Origin of the sequence: Paenibacillus lemnae, from assembly GCF_012933385.1 — a bacterium.
GTDB lineage: Bacteria > Bacillota > Bacilli > Paenibacillales > Paenibacillaceae > Paenibacillus_AQ > Paenibacillus_AQ lemnae.
On the sequence record NZ_JABBPN010000008.1, the window covers coordinates 40,980 to 63,544 of the forward strand.

General features: G+C 47.6%; 21 protein-coding genes. All 21 read left to right on the plus strand.

The window, feature by feature from the left end; genetic code table 11:
* Positions 1–17: 17 nt before the first annotated feature.
* The 21 genes from HII30_RS10400 to HII30_RS10500 all read left to right on the plus strand — a co-directional run bounded on the left by HII30_RS10400 (position 18) and on the right by HII30_RS10500 (position 22,564).
* Complete coding sequence (locus HII30_RS10400; protein WP_169504963.1) at positions 18–1,337, plus strand: protein-glutamate methylesterase/protein-glutamine glutaminase; 1,320 nt, start codon at positions 18–20, stop codon at positions 1,335–1,337.
* Between the two features lie 23 nt (positions 1,338–1,360).
* A complete protein-coding gene (locus HII30_RS10405) occupies positions 1,361–3,436 on the plus strand; it encodes a chemotaxis protein CheA (RefSeq protein WP_169504964.1) in 2,076 nt (691 codons plus the stop codon).
* 52 nt (positions 3,437–3,488) lie between these two features.
* Positions 3,489–3,950, plus strand: coding sequence for a chemotaxis protein CheW (locus HII30_RS10410; RefSeq protein ID WP_169504965.1), 462 nt, complete (start codon positions 3,489–3,491; stop codon positions 3,948–3,950).
* Positions 3,951–3,985: 35 nt separating this feature from the next.
* Positions 3,986–4,579 (plus strand): chemotaxis protein CheC, encoded by a 594-nt coding sequence (locus tag HII30_RS10415; protein ID WP_211184540.1) that lies wholly within the window; start codon positions 3,986–3,988, stop codon positions 4,577–4,579.
* Complete coding sequence (locus HII30_RS10420) at positions 4,572–5,069, plus strand: chemotaxis protein CheD (protein WP_169504967.1); 498 nt, start codon at positions 4,572–4,574, stop codon at positions 5,067–5,069. Before HII30_RS10415 ends, HII30_RS10420 begins: the two co-directional genes overlap by 8 nt.
* A gap of 2 nt (positions 5,070–5,071) precedes the next feature.
* Positions 5,072–5,473 carry a hypothetical protein gene (locus HII30_RS10425; RefSeq protein ID WP_169504968.1) on the plus strand — a complete coding sequence of 134 codons (402 nt, stop codon included), beginning with the start codon at positions 5,072–5,074 and terminating at the stop codon, positions 5,471–5,473.
* 15 nt (positions 5,474–5,488) lie between these two features.
* Positions 5,489–6,277 (plus strand): FliA/WhiG family RNA polymerase sigma factor, encoded by a 789-nt coding sequence (locus HII30_RS10430; RefSeq protein WP_169504969.1) that lies wholly within the window; start codon positions 5,489–5,491, stop codon positions 6,275–6,277.
* A 29-nt stretch (positions 6,278–6,306) separates the two neighbouring features.
* Complete coding sequence (locus tag HII30_RS10435; protein ID WP_169504970.1) at positions 6,307–7,716, plus strand: flagellar assembly protein A; 1,410 nt, start codon at positions 6,307–6,309, stop codon at positions 7,714–7,716.
* A gap of 53 nt (positions 7,717–7,769) precedes the next feature.
* Complete coding sequence (locus HII30_RS10440) at positions 7,770–8,081, plus strand: hypothetical protein (protein ID WP_169504971.1); 312 nt, start codon at positions 7,770–7,772, stop codon at positions 8,079–8,081.
* Positions 8,082–8,114: 33 nt separating this feature from the next.
* A complete protein-coding gene (locus tag HII30_RS10445; RefSeq protein WP_169504972.1) occupies positions 8,115–8,642 on the plus strand; it encodes a hypothetical protein in 528 nt (175 codons plus the stop codon).
* On the plus strand, positions 8,639–9,235 hold the full coding sequence (locus HII30_RS10450; protein ID WP_169504973.1) for an endolytic transglycosylase MltG: 597 nt from the start codon (positions 8,639–8,641) through the stop codon (positions 9,233–9,235). Before HII30_RS10445 ends, HII30_RS10450 begins: the two co-directional genes overlap by 4 nt.
* Positions 9,236–9,443: 208 nt before the next feature.
* On the plus strand, positions 9,444–10,142 hold the full coding sequence (gene rpsB, locus HII30_RS10455; protein ID WP_169504974.1) for a 30S ribosomal protein S2: 699 nt from the start codon (positions 9,444–9,446) through the stop codon (positions 10,140–10,142).
* 149 nt (positions 10,143–10,291) lie between these two features.
* Positions 10,292–10,942: a translation elongation factor Ts gene (tsf, locus tag HII30_RS10460; RefSeq protein ID WP_169504975.1), complete on the plus strand. Its 651-nt coding sequence runs from the start codon at positions 10,292–10,294 to the stop codon at positions 10,940–10,942.
* 116 nt (positions 10,943–11,058) lie between these two features.
* Positions 11,059–11,787, plus strand: coding sequence for a UMP kinase (pyrH, locus tag HII30_RS10465; protein ID WP_169504976.1), 729 nt, complete (start codon positions 11,059–11,061; stop codon positions 11,785–11,787).
* A complete protein-coding gene (gene frr, locus HII30_RS10470; RefSeq protein ID WP_169504977.1) occupies positions 11,787–12,341 on the plus strand; it encodes a ribosome recycling factor in 555 nt (184 codons plus the stop codon). The genes pyrH and frr overlap by 1 nt, the downstream gene beginning before the upstream one ends.
* Before the next feature lie 71 nt (positions 12,342–12,412).
* Positions 12,413–13,180, plus strand: coding sequence for an undecaprenyl pyrophosphate synthase (gene uppS, locus HII30_RS10475; RefSeq protein ID WP_169504978.1), 768 nt, complete (start codon positions 12,413–12,415; stop codon positions 13,178–13,180).
* A 19-nt stretch (positions 13,181–13,199) separates the two neighbouring features.
* Positions 13,200–14,000, plus strand: a complete 801-nt coding sequence (locus HII30_RS10480; RefSeq protein WP_169504979.1) for a phosphatidate cytidylyltransferase — start codon at positions 13,200–13,202, stop codon at positions 13,998–14,000.
* A gap of 20 nt (positions 14,001–14,020) precedes the next feature.
* Positions 14,021–15,160, plus strand: a complete 1,140-nt coding sequence (locus HII30_RS10485; protein WP_169504980.1) for a 1-deoxy-D-xylulose-5-phosphate reductoisomerase — start codon at positions 14,021–14,023, stop codon at positions 15,158–15,160.
* 122 nt (positions 15,161–15,282) lie between these two features.
* Complete coding sequence (gene rseP / locus HII30_RS10490; RefSeq protein ID WP_425495989.1) at positions 15,283–16,566, plus strand: RIP metalloprotease RseP; 1,284 nt, start codon at positions 15,283–15,285, stop codon at positions 16,564–16,566.
* Positions 16,567–16,651: 85 nt separating this feature from the next.
* The gene (gene proS / locus HII30_RS10495; RefSeq protein WP_169504982.1) at positions 16,652–18,100 is read left to right on the plus strand and encodes a proline--tRNA ligase; all 1,449 of its coding nucleotides are present in this window, start codon (positions 16,652–16,654) and stop codon (positions 18,098–18,100) included.
* Positions 18,101–18,250: 150 nt separating this feature from the next.
* Complete coding sequence (locus HII30_RS10500; RefSeq protein ID WP_169504983.1) at positions 18,251–22,564, plus strand: PolC-type DNA polymerase III; 4,314 nt, start codon at positions 18,251–18,253, stop codon at positions 22,562–22,564.
* Position 22,565 lies beyond the last annotated feature (1 nt).

Here is a 22,565-nt window from a genome sequence, read left to right on the forward strand (position 1 = left end):
CAGAGGTGTAGACATCTATGAAGCCTTTTCGTGTGCTGGTGGTTGACGATTCCAAATTTATGAGAAAAATCATATCGGATCTGATCGAGAAGGATTCCCGGTTTATGGTGGCAGGAACAGCCCGGAATGGCAGGGAGGCTTTAGAACAGGTAAAAAGTCTTGAGCCGGATCTGATTACGATGGATGTTGAAATGCCGGAAATGAACGGATTGGAAGCCTTACAGAGTATTATGCAGGATCAACCGACACCAGTGATTATGCTTTCCGGCATCAATGAGCAGGGGATGAAGGAAACCATCATTGCCTTGGAATATGGAGCGTTTGATTTTATACGCAAACCTTCCATCACCAATGCACAGGATATCGATTCTGTCGGAAGGGAGCTGATTAAGCAGCTCAGCGCTGCAATACAAGCCAAGGAACGGCGTGCTCTTTGGGAGGAAGAAGAACAACGGAAACAGTTAGAGCGACTCATACCCGATCCTTCTTTCACGTCAAGGAGAGAAAGAACCGAACTCAGCAAACCAGCTGCAAATTTGATGGATTACAAATCCGAATCTCTCACACAACGACCAGTTCCCAGTCAGGCATCAAAGCTTGAAACTGACAAGAGTTTATCTAAGGAAAGCCGGGACTCAATCACATTACCGAAGCCGTCAGGCGGAAAGCAGAAGAGGCACACACACAGGAGTGACGGCCCGCAAATTTCAGAGACAAAATCTCTAAACGGGATGACTACTAAGTCAACTGTGATGAGTCAACTGGTGGCTGTCGGGTGCTCAACGGGAGGACCACGTGCATTACGGACGCTGCTGGAGAATCTCCCGGAAAATTTTCCTGCACCCGTGGTGATTGTACAGCATATGCCTCCAAATTTCACCAAATCACTTGCTGCACGCCTAAATTCATTCAGTCAACTGGAAGTGATGGAAGCTGCACACGGCATGGTACTGCGAAAGGGATGCGCCTACATTGCCCCTGGGGGACGTCATATTTCTCTAGACCGGTCTCAAAACGGAGATATTGTCATTCTGGTTACACAGGAAGAGCCTCGGAATGGTCATCGTCCTTCAGTCGAAGTACTGTTCGAATCGCTTCTTCCTTTTGAACATATAAAGCGTCATCTCATATTGATGACCGGCATGGGCAGCGATGGGGCTAGAGCTATGAAAAAGCTCTATGACGCAGGTGTAACTTCCACATTCGCAGAAAGTGAAGAAACTTGTGTTGTGTACGGCATGCCGCGTTCAGCCGTTGAGCTTGGTTGTGTAAGCTATATACTTCCGCTCCAGGAGATTTCAGCCAAGCTCGTTCAGTCTGTAATTAATGAAAAGTGAACTCATGAAGGAGGTGTCTCGCAATGGACATGAATCAGTACCTAAGCATGTTTATTGATGAGTCCAATGATCATCTGCAGTCATTAAATGAAAACATGCTTCAACTGGAAAGCAGCCCGGATGATCTGGGAATTGTGCAGGTCATTTTCCGCTCTGCCCATACTTTAAAAGGTATGGCGGCTACGATGGGATTCGAGGATTTGGCTTCCCTCACCCATCAGATGGAGAATGTACTGGATCTCGTTAGAAACGAAAAGCTCACCATGCAGGATTATATATTTGACACTCTGTTTAAAAGCCTGGATGCACTTGAATCCATGGTGCAGGATATTGTTCAGGGCGGGGAAGGCAAAGCAGATGTCTCGTCCATTGTAGCTTCATTGCAAGCTATTGAGCGTGGTGAAGGAGCAGCTGCGGCTTCATCAGGCAGTACTCCTGTGCAGGAGACTTCCACTCCTGCGGCTGAAGGCATTGAACTGGATGAATTTCAATTCTCGGTGCTGAACCAATCGATCGCGGAAGGACATCAGGTAGTATACATACAGGTCAGACTCCGAGATGACTGCCAGCTTAAAGCCGTTCGCGCTTACATGGTATTTGAACTGCTGGAGAGAGCCGGCGAAATCGTCAAGACCTTCCCGGATGTTCAGGAAATCGAACAGGGCGAGTTTGAACAAGGGTTTTCACTCTATTTCATTACTCAAAAAGATGCCGGGGATCTTCAAAGCCAAATTCTTAACATTTCTGAAGTCGATACGGCGCAGGTCATCACATTGGATCATGAATCACTGGAGCAAATGGCGATGCGCAGCACAGCAGCAGCAGAAACAGCGGCTGGACTGGCGGCAGCCCCTGAATCGCCTGCTGTGTCTTTGCAGCCAGTGAAAGCCAGCGAATCTGTCACACCGGCTCCAAAACCTCAGGCCAAAGCTTCAGGAACCCCTGCTCCATCACGTACCATTCGTGTGGATATTGAGCGTTTGGATGTATTGATGAATCTTTTTAGTGAACTTCTCATTGATCGCTCCCGTCTAGAGCAGCTGGCGCATGACGCCAAGAATCAAGAGCTTACCGATACCGTAGAGCATATGAGCCGGGTCAGCAGTGACCTGCAGAACATTGTGCTGAAGCTGCGGATGGTACCGGTAGATACTGTGTTTAACCGTTTCCCGAGAATGGTAAGAGATCTGGCAAAGTCGCTGGATAAGAAAATTGACCTGGTCATTACAGGTGCAGAAACTGAATTGGACCGTACAGTCATTGATGAAATCGGCGATCCGCTTGTTCACCTGCTGCGAAACTCTGTGGATCATGGCATTGAGCCTACTGCTGACCGAATTGCAGCTGGCAAGGACGAGACTGGTACAGTAAATCTCCGTGCATTTCATAGCGGCAATCACGTATTCATTGAGATCGAGGATGACGGACGGGGTATTATTCGTGAAAATATTATCCGCAGTGCCATCAGTAAAGGTGTGGTTACAGAAGACCAGGCTGCAGCAATGTCAGATTCCGAAGCGCATCAGCTGTTGTTTGCACCGGGATTCAGTACGGCTGAAAAAATATCCGATGTGTCCGGCCGTGGTGTCGGGCTGGATGTGGTGAAATCCAAAATTAATGCACTGGGCGGCAACGTAACCATTTATTCTACGCCAGGTAAAGGTACGAACTTTTCTGTACAGCTTCCGCTGACACTATCTATCATTGCCGCTATGCTGATCAAAATGGGCTCAGAGAAGTTCGCGATTCCATTAAGTTCGATCGTTGAGACAGGCATTGTGAAGCAGGGTCAAATCCGTACCGTGCATGGCATACGAATGATTCCATTTCGAGATTCCCATATTCCAATCATTTCGCTCAGTAAAGTGTTTAATATTTCGGATTTTGATGAGACAGAAGAAATCGAAACCGAGATTGTGGTTATTCGCAAAGGGGAGCGACTGGCAGCTCTCGCCATTGATGATTTCATCGGACAAAGTGAAATTGTGCTGAAAAGCTTGGGCAAATATCTGCCAGCAGTTCAGGGAGTCTCGGGAGCCACAATTCTTGGTGATGGACAAGTTGCACTTATACTGGATCCGAATGCTTTCATTAAATAAGAATCAATCTGTGACGGCGGTAATCAAGGTTATCACTTAGGGAGGGTTTCACATGGGAGAAGAAATTAAGGTAATCGTATTTAAGCTAGGCACGGAGGAGTATGGAATCGAGGTCGAGAAAGTTCAGACGATTGAACGGTTGATGCCTATTACTCGTGTTCCCAAAACATACGCTTTTGTAAAAGGTGTTATCAATCTTCGTGGTGTAGTTATCCCGGTTATTGACCTTAGAGGCCGCTTTAACCTGCCTGAGGTAGAGCCTACAGAGCAGACCCGGATTATTATTGTAGCCGTCAATGAGATGCAGGTCGGCTTTATCGTAGATTCAGCCAGTGATGTGGTTGATTTGAACAGCGACAGCATTGATTTGCCGCCTGAAGTGGTTGGGGGAATAAAGGCTAAATATCTTCGCGGTGTAGCTAAGCTTAGCGAAGATCGCCTGCTTGTTATGCTGAACCTTGCGGAGGTTTTGAATAAAAGCGAGATTGTCCAGCTTGAAGGGCTGGAGGAGTAGCTGTGGAACTTTTTAAACACGGTAAAGATTTTAAAATGGATGTTCTCAAGGAGGTCGGGAATATCGGTGCAGGTAACGCAGCCACCGCACTTTCCCAGCTTCTGAATAAACCGATCGATATGGCCGTGCCTCAAGTACAGCTGATTCCGTTTGAGCAGATCGCTGAAAACGTCGGTGGTCCCGAGAAGATCGTTCTTGCCGTATTTCTAAGGGTAGAAGGAGAGGCGCCGGGTAATTTATTTTTCATTATGACACCGGAGGCTGGAAAGAAACTTCTGCATACACTCGCAGGCATTGAAGTATCTCAGGATGGCGTATTCACCGAAATGGAACAGTCAGCCATCAGCGAAATTGGCAACATTTTGGCAGGTTCCTATTTGTCCTCTCTGGCAGATTTCACCAAGCTGTCGATGATGCCGACTGTACCTGGACTGGCGATGGATATGGCTGGCGCAGTGCTGAGCTACGGCCTGCTGCAGTTCGGAGAAATGGGGGATGATGCCCTGCTGATCAACACTACCTTTCTTGAGGGCGAATATGAGGTTGAGGGACAGTTTTTCCTGATTCCGGATCCTGAAACCTTCGCTCAAATTTTTGAAGCGCTGGGAGTGCCTTTGGAGCATGATTGAAGAGAAGAGCATTGTCAAAGTCGCCATGGCAGATTTAAATGTATGTGACTCACAGGGGATATTAAGAACAACTGGTCTGGGCTCTTGTGTGGGTCTGACTTTATATGATCCGCTGCTCAAAATTGGCGGAATGGCTCATGTTATGCTTCCGTCTTCATCTATAGCACGTGAAGGTCAGCTCAATCTCGCCAAATATGCGGACACGGCTCTGCCTGTGCTGTACAACAAACTGCTCACTCTCGGTGCATCTCCAGGCCGGCTAGTGGCAAAAATGGCAGGCGGTGCCCAAATGTTTGCTTTCTCCGGGGCGGGCGACAGTATGCGGATCGGTCCTCGAAATGTTGATTCCTGTAAAGAGGGCCTGGAACAGATGCATATTCCGCTGATTGGTGAAGATACCGGAGGAAATTATGGAAGAACTGTGGAATTAGACTGCTCAACGGGTAAATTTACCATAAGAAGTGTACAAAGAGATATAAAGGAATTGTAGCCATGAATGGGAAAATTAAATACTACTTGCTAGCAGGGGCTGCCGGTTTTGTGTTTACGTACCTGTTCAGCAGTGCCAACAATGTCTGGTCAACCGCGTTATATCGTGCCGGTATCGCTTTTGTCGTGTGGTTTCTGCTGGCATTGATTCTGGAAAGAGTGATTTCGGTAGTGTTCAGTCCGGTCAGCCCGAAAAACGATAATAAGCAGCAGGATCCGCGGGGTTCACAACTTGATCTGGCAACCCCTGCGGAAGATGACGAAGAGCTAATGCGCATCATGAAAAATGAACCGGCTGACAAGGCAGAAGAGGATGGGTTCACACCACTCTCTCCGCCAAAGCTGGTTACGACTAAAAATCCTGAAGAACTGGCCAAGGCCGTTCGTCACCTGACGGAAAAATAAGGAGGGTGAAGGCAATTGGACACACAAAAAGCTTCGACATTAAACTATGCTGATTTGTGGTCAGCATGGAAGGAAGACGGTGATCTTGAAGCTAAAAAAAAGCTGATCGAGAATCACCTGCACATCGTTGACTATGTTTCTGGACGTTTGGCTATTGGCTTACCCCGAAACGTTTCCAAAGGGGATTTAGCAAGCAATGGCGTGATGGGCCTGATTGACGCCATCGATAAATTTGATTATAAACGGGGCCTTCAATTTGAAACCTATGCCTCTTGGCGGGTAAGGGGAGCTATTCTTGATTCTCTCCGGCAGGGGGATTGGGTGCCTCGCTCGGTACGAGAAAAAGCAAAAAAAATAGAATCGGCCTACCAGCAGCTGGAACAGAAGTATTTGCGGAATGTCAGCGATACAGAAATGAGCCAATTCCTTCAGGTTTCTGAAAAAGAATTCAGACACATGCTGCAGGAAGTTGCGGTGATGACATTGAACTCCCTCGAAGATCCAATCCGAGAGGAAGAGTCGGAAACGCGGATGACACTTTTAGTCGATGAGAAGGCAAAAAATCCAGATTATAAAGTCCATGAGTTTTATCTGAAGGAAGCATTGGTCAAGGGAATCGGCAAGCTGACCGAAAAGGAGAAGACAGTGGTGTCACTGTTGTATTTTGAGGATCTGTCTCTCAGTGAAATTGCCGAAGTGATGTCCCTGTCCCCATCACGAATATCACAGCTTCACTCGAAGGCGATTCTGCGTTTGAGAGGAGCTTTAGAAAAGGATAAAGAGCTTTTGATGCAAAATGATTGATGCTTGCCATGGAGAGAGGGGGTCTTGAAATGTCTGTAGATTTTGCATTGGATAATTACTTTCAGATCACGATGTCAGATGATAAAGCCGTAGCTTATATTCAGCTTGTGAATTGGGAAGAAGGTTTCTCCTGCAATGCAGCAGCATTAGAGCAGTTTTTGGCAGACCAGCAGATACGATACGGGGTCCAGAAGGATGTCGTCGATCGGATTGTAACCCATACAGCGGAATATCAGCAGAGCAGAACGCCGATTGCCTACGCCACTCCACCAGTTCATGGGGAGAACGGAACCGTGGTTCTGGTGATGGATATGGCAAAAGCAGAAGACCATCGGCCGAAGGAAGTTGGTGACGGCAAGGTTGACCATAAGGAAATTACACAGCTTAGCAATGTAAAAAAAGGACAGCTGATTGCTTCTAAAATTCCTCCAAAGCCGGGAATTCCGGGAACAACGGTAACTGGAGAAGAAATCGCTTTCAAGCTTGGGAAAGAAGCACGTTTCAAAGTTGGCAAGAACGTTGTAGTTAGTCCGGACCAAAGTGCGATGTATGCCGCTATCGATGGACTTCTGACCAAAACGGAAAAAGGAAAAATCAATGTGTTTCCCGTATATGAAATCCATGGGGACGTAGATTACAGTGTCGGAAATATTGATTTTGTAGGTACTGTTGTGATCCGGGGGAATGTGCTGTCAGGTTTCAAGGTGAAGGCTGCAGGTGATATTCGGGTAACCGGATTCGTTGAAGGCGCTGAACTGGAGGCGGATGGTTCAATCGATATTTCCGGTGGTATCATCGGATATCACAAAGGCTGTATTAAAGCAGGCCAGCATGTGAAAAGCGCTTTTGTCCAAGATGGAAATGTGATATCGGGGGGAGATGTCACCGTATCACAGAGTATTATGCATTCCAATGTTAGAGCCGCTCAAAATGTTATATGCACTGGAGCCAAAGGATTGATTGTCGGAGGTGTTGTTCAAGCGGGCGAGAAAGTATCGACGCGGACAATCGGCAACAGTATGTCGACAGCGACGATAATTGAAGTTGGTGTGCTGCCTGAGCTTCGAAATGAACTCACAGACTTGAGAGGAAGGCTAAAACAGCAGCTGGATCAAATCGGCAAGACAGAAAAAGCACTGCATCTGCTCAATCAACTGGCCGCTGCCGGACAGCTCACACCTGAAAAGCTGGCTATGCGGATTAAATTGAATGCTACACATAAATCCAGTTTGTCTGATCAATCTCAAACGAAAGAACGTATCCTAGAAATCGAGCATATGCTTGAGGATACAGGCAAAGCCAGAGTTGAAGTAGCCCAAACCATTTATGGAGGCTCTAAAATTGTTATCGGCCGCTTTACGCGTTTTGTGAAGGATCCGGCACAACGGGTAACTTTTTATTACACAGAGGGCGACATCACGATGATCCCTCTGTTATAAGAACTTTTGGTTTTATAAGGCGGTTACTCATGACAAAGATGAGGTGATGCAGCTTGAGTTTGAAATCCGTAGAATTGCAGATTGCCGTACACCGTACTAATGAAGCAGGAAGGATGCAGCAGGAATACCATCAGCGTCCTTCCCAGGATCAAGCTTTTTTGTCTGCTGAAGAAAACAAACAGAGCCGTGAAGCTTCTCAAAGAAGCGCAGAAGTGGATGAAACTGCAGAGTCTGCTGTGCGGGATGACGGAAGCAGCCGTTCACACCACCAGCTGGAGCAGGAGAAAAACCGTACTGGAGAACAGGAAACCTCACAGCCTGCAGATCATCCCTATAAAGGTCATCATCTCGATATATCGCTGTAAGACATTTTTTCTACTGTAAAGGAGTTAACAGATTTGGGTTCTTGGATTTATGTTGCGTTAATGGGTGTTGCAGCGCTGCTCTATGCGTGGATGCTGCCTAGGAATCAAGAGACACTGAAGTCATCAGAGCAGCTCGTCAAGGAAGTGGAAATAACCCTGGAGCAGTACATTGGCGAGATTCAATTGGAGAATGAACAGCTTGTGGAGCTGGTAGCCAAGATGAAACAAGAATTTATGGATAAACAAGCGGTTCACCACCATGAACTGCGTGAGTATCAAGAACGGCTCTTGAAGCTGGAGCAGCAGCTGGGCAATACAGAATCCCGCTTATCAGCTGCTGAAACAGATATCAATGATGCCCAGATGAAGCTGGCTGCAGTTCTCACACCGGATATAACTGAACAAGCTGAGCGCTTACCGACGATCAAAGACCGGTATGGTCCCTTGTTTGAAATGCATCAGGAGGGAAAATCCATCGACATGATTGCCAAGTCGACCGGGATGCAGAGGGGCGAGGTGCAGCTGATCATTCAGCTGGCCAAGCAGGAGGAGTCCATATGATCAAAAACCGAATCTTTTGGAATGGTCTCGGCTTGGGTCTCATACTGGGAGCCGTACTGCTTCAGTTTATGATCTTGGGAGAACGCGGCATACAGCCTCAGGAGCCGGCAGCAGAAGAATGGAGCAGGGAAGAGCTTGAGCGGGCTGCAGAAACTCTTAATCTTCAGGTTAACGAGGTTTCGGAGGAGCTGCTGACAGAGGAGCAGTGGGCAGAGAAACAGGAGTCGTCGCAGCAGGCTGAAGAGCCGCAGACACCGGACAAGCCCAAGGCACCGGAAGCCGGCACGGCACCAAAAGCCAGCACGGCACCGAAAGCGACGGTACCTCCAAAGAACAGCGAGGCGGCAGTTCCTAAAGCTCCCACTCAACCTAAAGAAGCCAATATTCAATACAATATTCGTAATGGAAGCCATCTGAAAGACGTTGCTGCAGGTTTAAAGGAAGCCGGAGTCATTGATGATGAACAGGCATTCATTGCCGCTGCCACAAAGAAGAAAATCAACCTGTCAATCCAGCAGGGCATGTTCACCTTTAAACAGGGAGAGAGCTTTGACTCGATTATATCGAAAATCTCGAATAAAGCAGGCCAGTGAACGTCCATGCAGCCATCAACTGCCGGGCGTTTTTATTTTAGGCAATATAAATAAATTGCATCATTATCATGGATATGATATATTAATTGACGGTGTTAAAAACACACGCTGAGGAATCTCGTTAAGGGTGCTTTCAAAAGAAAGTTTTAACGGGAGATGAACTTAGCGGAGGGCACACAAAAAAACCAAACTTAGGAGGTGTGTGAAGATGGCAGTTATCTCCATGAAACAGCTCTTGGAAGCTGGGGTACACTTCGGTCACCAGACTCGTCGTTGGAACCCGAAAATGGACAGATATATCTTCACTGAAAGAAACGGAATTTACATCATCGACCTGCAAAAAACGGTCAAGAAAGTGGAAGAAGCTTTTAACTTTGTAAAAGGCCTTTCCGCTGACAATGGAACGATCCTGTTCGTAGGTACAAAAAAACAGGCTCAAGATTCTGTGAAAGAAGAAGCAGAACGCTGCGGAATGTACTACATTAACCAGCGTTGGTTGGGCGGAACCCTGACAAACTTCGAAACCATTCAAAAGCGTATTAACCGTCTGAAAGAACTTGAAAGATGGGAAGAAGACGGTACATTTGAAGTACTGCCTAAGAAAGAAGTAATCCTTCTCCGCAAAGAGAAAGATCGTCTTGAAAAATTCCTGGGCGGAATCAAGAACATGAAGGGCCTGCCTAGCGCACTGTTCATCATCGATCCTCGTAAAGAGCGTATCGCTGTTGCAGAAGCGCGCAAACTGGGTATCCCAATCGTAGGTATCGTTGATACCAACTGTGATCCTGACGAAATCGACTATGTAATTCCGGGCAATGACGACGCGATTCGTGCCGTTAAGCTGCTGACTGGTAAAATGGCCGATGCTGTTGTGGAAGCACATCAAGGTGAAGAAGGAACTGCCTAATTAAGGCGCGCGTATATAGAATGAATTAAATGAAAAGGGTGGTTGGCAGGTGGATAACCTCTCACTGCCCTTTTTTTAAGGTGTAATAGGTTCACATATACTTAACGACTTACAATTGAAAGTCAATTTAACCACTGGAGGGATTTCTAATGGCAGTATCAGCTAGTGCGGTAAAAGAACTTCGTGAAAGAACTGGAGCAGGTATGCTCGATTGCAAAAAAGCGCTTGACGAAACAAATGGCGACATCGACAAAGCGATTGCTTTGCTTCGTGAGAAAGGTTTGTCTGCAGCAGCAAGCAAGGCAGGCCGTGTTGCAACGGAAGGTGTAGTGGAATCTTACATTCACGGCGGTGGCCGTATTGGTGTTCTGGTTGAAATCAACTGCGAAACCGACTTTGTAGGCAAAACAGACCAGTTCAAAGAGTTTGCTCGTGACATCGCTATGCACATTGCAGCGGCAAATCCGAAATATGTGCGTCGTGAAGAAGTTTCAACAGAAGAGCTTGAGAAAGAAAAAGAAATTTTGAAAGCTCAGGCACTGAACGAAGGCAAGCCTGAAAAAATCGTTGAGAAAATGGTTGAAGGCCGCATCAACAAGTACTATGAAGAGTACTGTCTCATGGAGCAATACTTCGTTAAGGATCCAGACAAAACGATCAGCACACTGTTGAACGAAAAAATCAGCACAATCGGTGAGAACATTTCTATCCGTCGTTTTGTACGTTTCGAACTGGGTGAAGGTCTGGAAAAGAAACAAGATAATTTCGTAGAAGAAGTTATGGCTCAGGTGAATAAATAAGCTGCAAATAGCTGACATAGAATAAAAGAGGCGGAACACTTTGTGTTCCTTCTTTTATAAAGTGGATCTGAGACTGCCTCTTACAAGGGAGCTGTCTTTAAGTGGAGGGTATACATTTGGAACAGCCTGTATTTAAACGTGTTGTATTGAAAGTCAGCGGAGAATCCCTGTCAGGCCAAAACGGTTACGGTATTGATGCCGAAACGATTGTTTCGATTGCTGAGCAGGTTCGCGACGTGATAGAGCTTGGCGTGGAAGTGGCCATAGTATGTGGTGGAGGAAATATTTGGAGAGGCATTGCAGGCAGTGCGAACGGAATCGACCGGGCCACCGCAGATTATATGGGCATGCTTGCAACGGTGATGAACTCATTGGCTCTGCAGGATGCGCTGGAGCAGATTGGTGTTCCAACCCGAGTTCAGACGTCCATCTCCATGCAGCAAATTGCTGAGCCTTATATCCGCCGCAGAGCGATCCGCCATCTGGAAAAAGGACGTGTCGTCATTTTTGCAGCAGGTACAGGTAATCCTTATTTCTCAACCGATACCACCGCTGCGTTAAGAGCGGCTGAGATCGAAGCTGAAGTCATTCTGATGGCGAAGAACAAGGTTGACGGCGTTTATTCTGCTGATCCGTTCAAAGATAGCACAGCTGAGAAATATGAGCAGCTTACGTACCTTGAAGTTCTGAACAAAAACCTGGGAGTCATGGACTCTACCGCCTCATCCCTGTGCATGGATAACAATATCCCATTGATTGTATTCGCAATCACGGAGCAAGGGAATATCAAGCGTGTTGTTTTGGGAGAAAAAATAGGAACCATCGTAAAAGGGAGTGTAGATTAATGCCGCAAACGGTCAAGAAGAGTGCTGAAGAACGTATGGAAAAAGCAATTCTTTCTTTGAAACGAGACCTCGCTACCCTGCGTGCCGGAAGAGCCAGTACCGCCCTTCTGGATCGGATTCAGGTGGAGTATTACGGAGCGCCGACGCCTGTCAGTCAGCTTGCCAACATTACAACTCCAGACCCGAGAACGCTGATGATTCAGCCTTGGGACAAAACTTCTCTTGGAGATATCGAGAAGGCAATTATGAAATCGGATCTTGGTCTTACACCAGCTAATGATGGTAACCAAATCCGCTTGTCGATTCCTCCACTGACAGAAGAGCGGAGAGCCGAGCTCGTGAAAATGACGAAGAAATTCGGTGAAGAAGCGAAAGTGGCCATCCGCAATATTCGCCGGGATGCGAACGATGACATCAAGAAAATGGAGAAAACGGACATTTCCGAGGACGAGTCCCGGAGACATCAGGACGATATCCAAAAGACGACGGATAAGTTTATCGCAGAAGTCGACAAAGTGCTCGTTGCCAAAGAAAAAGAGATTATGGAAGTATAGAGACATTTGGCCCCTCCGTCAGCGGTGGGGTTTTGGTCTCTTTCAAGCAGAGTGATGCTGGAGGAAATAGAATGATCAAACGAGTTCGTTCGTGGTTAAATCGTGAGGACAGTCAGCCTGTGCGCGAGCTCTCATCGGATAACATTCCTGAGCATGTCGCCATCATCATGGATGGCAATGGACGATGGGCCAAGAGACGCGGGCTTCCGCGAATACTGGGACATCAAAACGGGATGAAAGCGGTAAAGAGAGCAGCAATTGCAGCAGATGATTTAGGGATCAAGATATTAACAATGTATGCTTTTTCAACGGAAAACTGGAAACGTCCCAAAGATGAGGTCGATTTCCTGATGAAGCTTCCGCAAGAGTTTTTAGCCATTGAATTGGAAGAGCTTATCGAGAAAAATGTACGGGTTACCATGATGGGCCATCCGGAAGATCTTCCACCCCATACGCTGGAAGCGATGAAAGAGGCAGTAGCGAGAACGGCGAACAATGACGGGCTTGTTTTGAATTTTGCGTTGAATTATGGCAGCCGCAAAGAACTTACTCAATGTTTACAACGTATGGGGCAGGATATAAGCCAAGGGACACTTTCTCCAGAGGATATTACAGAGGAATATATCGGATCCAGACTGCTTTCCGGCAATCTCCCGGATCCGGATCTGCTGATCCGTACCAGCGGCGAGCTGCGTCTCAGCAATTTTATGCTGTGGCAGCTGGCATACAGTGAACTGTGGTTCACAGATATACTTTGGCCTGAATTTTCAAGAGAGCATTTGATAGAGGCTGTTGCAGAATATCAACACAGAACACGCCGATATGGCGGTTTGACCTAGTTATGGAGGTTGCAGTTTTATGAAACAGCGGTTGATTACCGGGATAATTGCGGGTGTGCTTTTTCTCGGACTATGCTTTGCTGGCGGTCTCTGGTATCATCTTTTGATTTTTGCCATGTCCCTGATCGGGTTTTATGAGTTTGCAAAGATGGTTAAGATATCTCCCTTTGGAGGAACGGCAATTCTTGGCTACCTGGGAGTAGCGTGGTTTGTTTTTCCTTGGAATCTTTCGGGGATAGCGATTCAGTTTACGTTTATTCAAGTGATATGGACGCTGTTGTTTCTCTTTCTGGTTGTTACCGTAATGAGTAAAAATAAAACCAACATTCAGCAGGTGTCTCTGCTGTTTCTGGGTACCGTCTATATCGGTGCAGGATTTGCTTACATTGCAGAATCTCGCAGCACGCCGGATGGACACGGCCTGTTTTGGACATTTCTTTTGTTTGCCAGCATTTGGGCCAGTGATGCGGGGGCATACTTTGTTGGTAAGAAGCTGGGGAAGATCAAGCTTTGGCCTGCAATCAGTCCTAACAAAACCGTTGAAGGGGCTCTCGGTGGTGTTGTAATTGCCGTGCTCGTATCAATCCTGTTCTCTCTTTTTTCAGACGGGATACTTCCGTTGGGAAATGCGGTGCTAATCGGGCTGGTCAGCGCGGTAATCGGACAACTGGGCGACTTGATTCAATCAGCGTATAAACGCGTGTACGGCATTAAGGATTCGGGGAGTATTCTCCCAGGCCATGGCGGGATTCTGGATCGGTGTGACAGCTGGATCATTGTATTTCCGTTCGTTCATATTTGGGGGCTGCTGCCTTATTGAAGAAAGGAACATGTTAAACGATGAAGAAAATCAGCGTACTCGGATCCACGGGTTCTATCGGGACTCAAACGCTGGACGTGATCTCCAGTCATCCGGAACAGTTTCAGATCGAAGGACTTGCGGCAGGTAGTAATTCAGAGCTGCTGATCCAGCAGGTACATACATTTAAACCGAAAATCGTGTCTGTTGGAACGAAGGAATTGGCTGAGCGTATCGCTCATGAAATGCCGGCGGGTACGAAGCTGTATTATGGCGATGAAGGCTTGATTGAGGCTGGTGCCGGCAGCGATGCCGAAATGGTTGTCACGGCGGTTGTAGGGAGTATGGGTCTGCCTTCAACGTTAGCTGCGATTGACGCCGGAAAAACGATCGGTCTGGCCAACAAGGAAACCTTGGTGACTGCCGGTCACCTCGTAACTGCCCTGGCTAAAGATAAAGGGGTACGTCTTCTACCCATTGACAGCGAACACTCTGCAATATTTCAATGTCTAAACGGAGAGCGTATGGATGATGTGGATATCATCACCTTGACCGCTTCAGGAGGATCTTTCCGTGATTTGGGACGAGATCAGTTAAAGGATGTCACTGTGGAAAATGCCTTGAAGCATCCGAACTGGTCCATGGGAGCCAAGATTACCATTGATTCAGCGACCATGGTCAATAAAGGATTAGAAGTCATTGAAGCCCATTGGCTGTTCGGCCTGCCATATGAACGTATTCACGTTCTTCTTCATCCTGAAAGTATTATTCACTCCTTTGTTCAGTTCAAGGATTCGAGCATTATTGCACAGCTGGGGAATCCGGATATGAGAGTGCCGATTCAATATGCGCTGACATACCCGGAACGCTGGAATGCCTCCTCACCCAAACTTTCTTTGGCTGAAGCAGGCAGACTGAATTTCAGGGAGATGGATTATGATCGTTTTCCTTGTTTAAGGCTTGCCTTTGAATGTGGTAAAATAGGAGGTACGGCACCTACGGTTTATAATGCGGCCAATGAGATTGCAGTCGCACGTTTTTTGAACCGCGAAATTTCATTTCTGGATATTGAACGGATCATTGAGGAAGCGCTGAATTCTCATAACCCGGTCTCAAATCCGCCACTGGAAATGATTCAGGAAAGTGATCTGCTGACACGTGAGATGGCAGGACGTCTGTAGGGTTTTACATGCGGCTGTTGTATTTTCCCCTGAAAAAGCTGACTTCATTGATTCTCTTGCGGCTAATCGGAGAATAATGATAATCTAGTGGGACTAACTGCGTTCTCAGATGAAAAAGGGGGATGTCAATATTGGAGATGGTGCAGGTCGTATTTTTGACGGTGCTGATGTTTTTCGTCATCGTCACGGTACATGAATGGGGTCATTATTACTTCGCCAAGCGCGCGGGTATTCTGGTTCGCGAATTTGCGATCGGTTTCGGTCCGAAACTGTTCTCGTATAAACGTAATGAAACTCAATTTACACTTCGTCTGCTGCCGTTCGGCGGATATGCCCGGATGGCCGGTGAGGATCCTGAGCTCGTTGAAATCCAGGCAGGTCAGACGATTGCCGTCAGGCTGGACAAGAACAATCAGGTGAAGCGGATTTATCTGGACCAGCTGGATAACCGGAAGCAGGTCATACGCGGTGAAGTTCAGTTCATCGACCTGGAAGAACGCCTTTCGCTCCGTCTGGATGTTGATGGAGAGTTTCAACAGTACGAGGTTCATCCTCAGGCTGTGCTGGTTGTGAAAGGAACAGAGACTCAGATCGCACCCAAAAACCGTCAGTTTGGCAGCAAGACGGTAGGACAGCGGGCATTAGCCATCTTTGCAGGTCCGCTTATGAATTTTATTTTGGCGTTTGTGCTGTTTGCTCTGCACCTTCAGATGGCTGGCATCCCAGTCGAGAATCCTACCTACGTGCAGATCGGTGAGGTTACCAAGGGTATGCCGGCAGATGAGGCAGATCTTCGTGAAGGCGACATCGTCGAAACGATTAATGGTACAGCCATCGGGGCTGATTACAGGAAGATGATTGAACTGATCGCTGTATCCAAGGATACGCCTATGGACTGGACGGTACGCCGCGGTGAGGAGACCTTTAATGTGACGCTGACTCCTCGTGCGATGGAAGGCCAGGAGGGTGGCAAGGTCGGAATTGTGCCAGAACTGCCAAGCCGTTCCGCTGGAATCGGTGAGACCATCACTGGAGCTGGAACTGCGATGGTGGACACGACAGGAATCATATTCCAAGGGTTCCGGCAGCTGATTCAGCAGTTTAATATGGACGATATTGGCGGTCCTGTACGTACCTTCGAGGTGACGGGTCAGATCGCCAAGCAGGGCATTGAACAGCTGACCTATTGGGCTGCGATTCTTAGTCTTTATCTCGGCATATTCAACCTTCTTCCGGTGCCTGCACTGGATGGAAGCAGACTCATCTTCCTCGGGGTTGAGGCGCTGCGCGGAAAACCGATCGACCCGAACCGGGAAGGTATGGTCCATTTCATCGGATTTGCGATGCTGTTTCTGCTGATGATCGCTGTAACCTATAATGATATACTGCGTTTAATTAACGGTTAACTGCTGCGGCTTGATGCGCAAGCCGCATTAGGCCGCACTTTTTTGTCTATTATTTGAGGATTCATATGGGAGGACAAGTATTCTTATGTCTAAGGATAAACAATTCGTGACTGAAATCACGCCACAGGAAGAAGATTTCTCTCGCTGGTATATTGATGTCATTAAAAAGGCTGATCTGATGGATTATTCGCCGGTACGGGGCTGTATTGTCTTTAAACCGGACGGGTATGAGATTTGGGAGCACATCAAGGATGAGCTGGATCGCCGCTTTAAAGAGACCGGACACCGCAACGCCTATTTTCCTATTTTTATACCGGAAAGCTTTTTCCAGAAAGAGAAAGAACATGTAGAGGGCTTTAACCCTGAACTGCCGTGGGTAACGGAAGCAGGAGGGGAGAAACTGGAGGAAAGACTGGCGATTCGTCCTACTTCTGAAACTATGATCGGTCATATGTATTCCAAATGGATACAGTCATACCGTGACCTGCCAGTGCTCATTAACCAGTGGGCCAACGTGGTTCGCTGGGAGAAGCGGACAATGCCGTTCCTGCGTACAAGTGAATTTTTGTGGCAGGAAGGTCATACCGCCCATGAAAACGAAGCTGAGGCTCGTGAAGAAACGATGCAGATGCTTGATATCTATGCTGATTTTGTGGAGAACTACCTCGCAATTCCGGTCATCAAAGGTCAGAAGACACCGTCCGAGAAATTTGCCGGTGCCATGGATACCTATTCCATCGAAGCGATGATGAAAGACGGCCGTGCCGTTCAAGCCGGTACATCTCATTATATGGGGACCAACTTCTCCAAAGCTTTTGAGATTCAGTACTTAAACCGAGACAATACGCTGGAATTTGCCCATACCACTTCATGGGGGGTCAGCACGCGTCTGATCGGTTCCCTAATTATGGTTCATGGTGACGATCGCGGTTTGGCACTGCCTCCGAAGGTGGCTCCTACCCAGGTTATTATGGTTCCGATTGGCCCTCCAAAAACATGGGATGCTGTGCTGGAGCGAACAGACGAGCTATTCAGCCAGCTGAAAGCAGCCGGTGTCCGGGTGCGTGTGGACGATAACAAAGATGCACGCCCAGGGTGGAAGTTCAATGAATATGAAATGCGCGGTGTACCTGTTCGTCTTGAAATTGGGCCGCGTGATATGGAGAATGGCGTCTGTGTGCTTGTGTCCCGCATTTCAGGCGAGAAGAAAGTCATCCAGCAATCGGAGCTTGTTCAGGAAGTACAAGCTATGCTGGAACAGGTTCATCTGGAAATGTTCAACAGAGCGAAGCAGTTCCGCGAGGATCATTTCTATGATGTCGATACGCTCGATGCAATGAAAGAAAGTATGGACGACAAGCGCGGCTTCACACTGGCAGGCTGGTGTGGTTCGGATGCTTGTGAGGAGACGGTTAAACAGGAAACAGGAGCTACGAGCCGGAACATTCCTTTTGACACGACTACGGAAAAGACTGTATGTCTGGTTTGCGGTGAGCAGGCAAAACATACCGTCCTGTTCGCAAAAGCTTATTAATGTGATAAAGTAAAATCAAACGCATATCTTCCGGAAAGCTTCTGGATGGCATAACACTCTGTAGGGTAGAGGAGTTTGATGTGCTGCCCGGAAGCTTTTCGTTTTTTTTCGTATAGGTTTACCGTCATGGTACAAGCAGGGAGGGGAACCATGGGCATAGAGGATGATAAAAGAAAAAGATTTGAACTGCTGATGAAGCAGGGGGAGGTTCCGGCCAATCTGGTCGATCCCTATTTTATGGATGGCATGATTGAACAGGTCGAGATCCGCCGCGAGAGCCGCGAATGGCATATTACTTTGCACAAAGACAGCCTGGTACCCTCAGAGGTATATCGTTCGTTCTGCCTCAGAATTCAGGAAAAGCTGAGCCATATCGCTAAAATCCGGTTTGTTTTTCTCTATCAGGAGAGTGTCTTGCCAGCGGATATCGTTGCAGAATACTGGTCTCTTTTTCTAGAGTGGGTTCAGCGGGAAGTACCCTCCGTCAACGGCTGGATGGCACGGGCCAAGCATGAGCTGAATGAGGATCAGCTGATCTTGAATATGCCTGACAACATGGCACAGGAACTGGCTCGCAAGAAGCAGATTGATGAAGCGATTATACGCTTCTTTCGTCAGTACTTCGGACTTCGTCTCCGTGTGAAGATTCAAGTAGGGGACAGCGATCAGGCAGCCTTTGAGGAATTTGAACAGAAGAAGCGTGAAGAAGAACGTGAAGTGATTGAGAAACTGATGTCCAGCCTGGAAGCTGAGAATCTTCCAGATGAGGAAGAAGGCGAGCTTAAGCTGCAGGTGGGGTACGATATTAAGGATCAGCCTGTTTCTATCCAGGACATTCAGGATGAAGAGAAGAAGATTACGATCCAGGGAACGGTATTTGGACTGGACCGCAAAGAACTGCGTAACGGAAGCACGTTGTTCATGTTCAGCCTGACGGATTTCAGTGATTCCCTGCAGATGAAGATGTTCGCTAAAACCAAAGATGATGTCAAGATACTGAATCTGCTGGCAGACGGTAAATGGGTGAAGGCCCGTGGGCGTGTTGAGTATGACCGGTTTATGCAGGTGCCAGAGCTGGTGATGATGCCTTCGGATCTGATCGAAGTGAAAGCACCGCCATCCCGCAAGGATAATGCGCCTGTCAAGCGGGTAGAGTTTCACCTCCATACGACGATGAGCACGATGGATGCAGTTACTCCAATTGACAAATATGTAAAAACAGCAGCTTCATGGGGGCATAAAGCGATTGCTGTGAGCGATCACGGCGGTGTGCAGTGTTATCCCGATGCGGACAAACATGCGAAGAAAAACGGTATTAAAATGCTGTATGGCATCGAAGCCAATGTAGTCAATGACGCCGTTAATGTCGTAGAGCAGGCCATTCCTATTGAGTTGAGCAAGGCCACGTACGTTGTGTTTGATATTGAGACCACAGGCCTGTCGATCACTCAAAATAAAATTACCGAATTGGCTGCTGTTAAAATGTTCGAGGGTAAGGAAATTGACCGCTATGCAACCTTCGTTAATCCACATGAGAAAATTCCTTATCATATTCAGCAGCTCACCAATATTACAGACGAAATGGTCAAGGATGCTCCTGATCTTGCGCCTGTACTGGCAGAGTTCGTCAAGTTTATCGGTGATGCCGTACTTGTTGCTCATAACGCCAGATTTGATATGGGTTTCATTCAAGCCTCACTTAAACAAGCAGGTATGCCCCTGCTGGACAATCCATATCTGGATACGCTCGAGCTGGCTCGAATGCTGCATCCAGGTATGAAAAACCATCGTTTGAACACATTGGCGGACAAGTATAAAGTGCTGCTGGAAAGCCATCACCGGGCCATCGATGATACCGTCGCACTGGCAGGAATCCTTAATGGTTTGCTGGCGGATGTAGACAAGATGAAAGGCATCAAGATGCTGGATCGACTGAACGATTATGTGGGTACCGATCTGAGCAATACAAGGCCTTTTCACTGCGGCATTTACGCACAAAATAGTACAGGCAAGAAAAACTTGTACAAGCTGGTTTCCATGTCACACACCGAACATTTTAAAAGGGTGCCTTGTATTCCAAAATCCAAGCTGGTGGAGATGCGTGACGGCTTAATCGTGTTGTCAGGCTGCGAAAAAGGCGAGTTTTTTGAAACGGTCCTGAATAAAACCGAAGAAGAAGCTGAAGAAGTCGCACAGTTCTATGATGTGCTGGAAGTTCAGCCCCTGACCATGTATATGCATCTGGTGGATAAAGGCTTCGTCGCGGGTCCTGACGTGCTGAAAACAGCAATCCGTAAAGTGATAGCGATCGGAGAGCGATTGAACAAGCCGGTCATCGCTACCGGAAATGTGCATTATCTGGAGCCCAGAGACAAGTTGTATCGGGATATTACAATCCACGGCATCACCGGCTTCAGCCCACTGAAAGACTTGCGTAAGCCGGACGCGCATTTCCGTACCACGGAGGAGATGTTAGAGGAGTTTGAATATCTGGGTGAAGACAAGGCTTTTGAGATTGTCGTCCAGAATACAAACGACCTGGCTGATCGGTTTGAAGAGCTGGAGTTATTTCCAAGCAAGCTGTTCACACCTATTCTGGAAGGCGCGGATGAAGAAATACGCAGCACCTGCTACGATACGGCCAAATCGATTTACGGTGAAGATCTGCCAGAAGTCGTTGTGGCACGGCTGGAAAAAGAATTGGAGCCGATCATTAAATACGGCTTCTCTGCCAACTATCTCATCTCAGAAAAGCTGGTGAAGAAGTCCAATCAGGACGGATATCTCGTCGGATCACGGGGATCTGTAGGTTCCTCCGTGGTCGCTACGTTTCTAGGAATATCAGAGGTAAATCCGCTGCCTGCCCATTATATATGCCGCAATGCCGCATGCAAGCACAGTGAATGGTTTCTTGACGGAAGTGTGCCGAGCGGCTTCGATCTGCCGGATAAAGTATGCCCGGACTGCGGGAGTCCGTTAAAAGGTGAGGGACAGGATATTCCGTTCGAAACGTTCCTTGGTTTCAAAGGCGACAAGGTTCCGGATATTGACTTGAACTTCTCTGGCGAATATCAGCCTGAAGCTCATAATTACACGAAGGTCATGTTTGGAGAAAAGAATGTATTCCGTGCAGGCACGATCGGTACAGTAGCTGAAAAGACGGCTTTCGGATTTGCCAAAAAATACGAGGAACAGCATCAGAAGCGCTGGCGCGGAGCAGAGCTCAGCAGACTGGCTGGCGGATGTACCGGCGTGAAAAGAAGCACCGGGCAGCATCCGGGTGGTATCGTCGTCGTCCCGGATTATATGGAAGTCGAGGATATTACGCCTGTTCAATTTCCGGCAGATGATGTTAAGGCAGAGTGGAAGACGACCCATTTTGACTATCATGCCTTTGATGCGAACCTGCTGAAGCTGGATATACTGGGACATGATGACCCTACCATGATGCGCATGCTGCAGGATCTGACCGGTGTGGATCCGACAACGATTCCGATGAATGATCCTAAAGTCATGAGTATGTTTAACTCGACGGAGGCGCTGGGTGTTACTCCGGAGCAGATCCGCTCGCCTGTAGCTACTTTCGGGGTGCCGGAGATGGGAACCAAATTCGTACGTCAGATGCTGATCGAATCCCAGCCGTCCAGCTTTGCAGATTTGCTGCAAATTTCCGGGCTGTCTCATGGAACCGGTGTTTGGCTGGGGAATGCACAGGAGCTGATCAAGAATGGCACCTGCAACATCAAGACCGTGATCGGCTGTCGTGATGATATTATGCTGTTTTTGATTTATAAAGCGGGTATGGATGCTGGTCTGGCCTTTAAAATTACGGAAAGTGTACGTAAAGGCAAGGGTCTGAGTCAGGACTGGATCGATGAGATGAAGCGCTGTAAAGTTCCGCAGTGGTACATTGACTCCTGTCTGAAGATCCAGTATATGTTTCCAAAAGCGCATGCTGCTGCCTATGTCATCTCAGCCGTAAGGACAGCCTATTTCAAGCTGTATTATCCGATTGAGTATTATGCAACATACTTCTCGGTGAGAGCGGAAGATTTCGATATCGAGTTATGCTGCCAGGGATATGACTCCATTCATCGGCGCATTGTGGAGATCGAACAGCTTGGGTTTCAGGCCAGTACCAAAGAGAAGAGCATGCTTTCCATTCTTGAGATGGCATTGGAGATGACCGCACGCGGATTTACATTCAAGAGCATCGATCTGTATCGTTCCGATGCCTTAAGATTTACAGTGGATGGCAATGCACTGATTCCGCCATTCTCGGCCCTGCAGGGCATTGGGGATAACGCAGCCCGAAATATCGCTGCTGCGAAGGAACAGGGAGAGTTCTTGTCCATTGAAGATTTCCAGCAGAAATCCAAGGCCAGCAAAACAGCAGTCGAGCTTCTTACACAGATGGGCTGCTTCAGAGGCCTGCCGGAAAGCAACCAGCTTTCTCTGTTTTGAT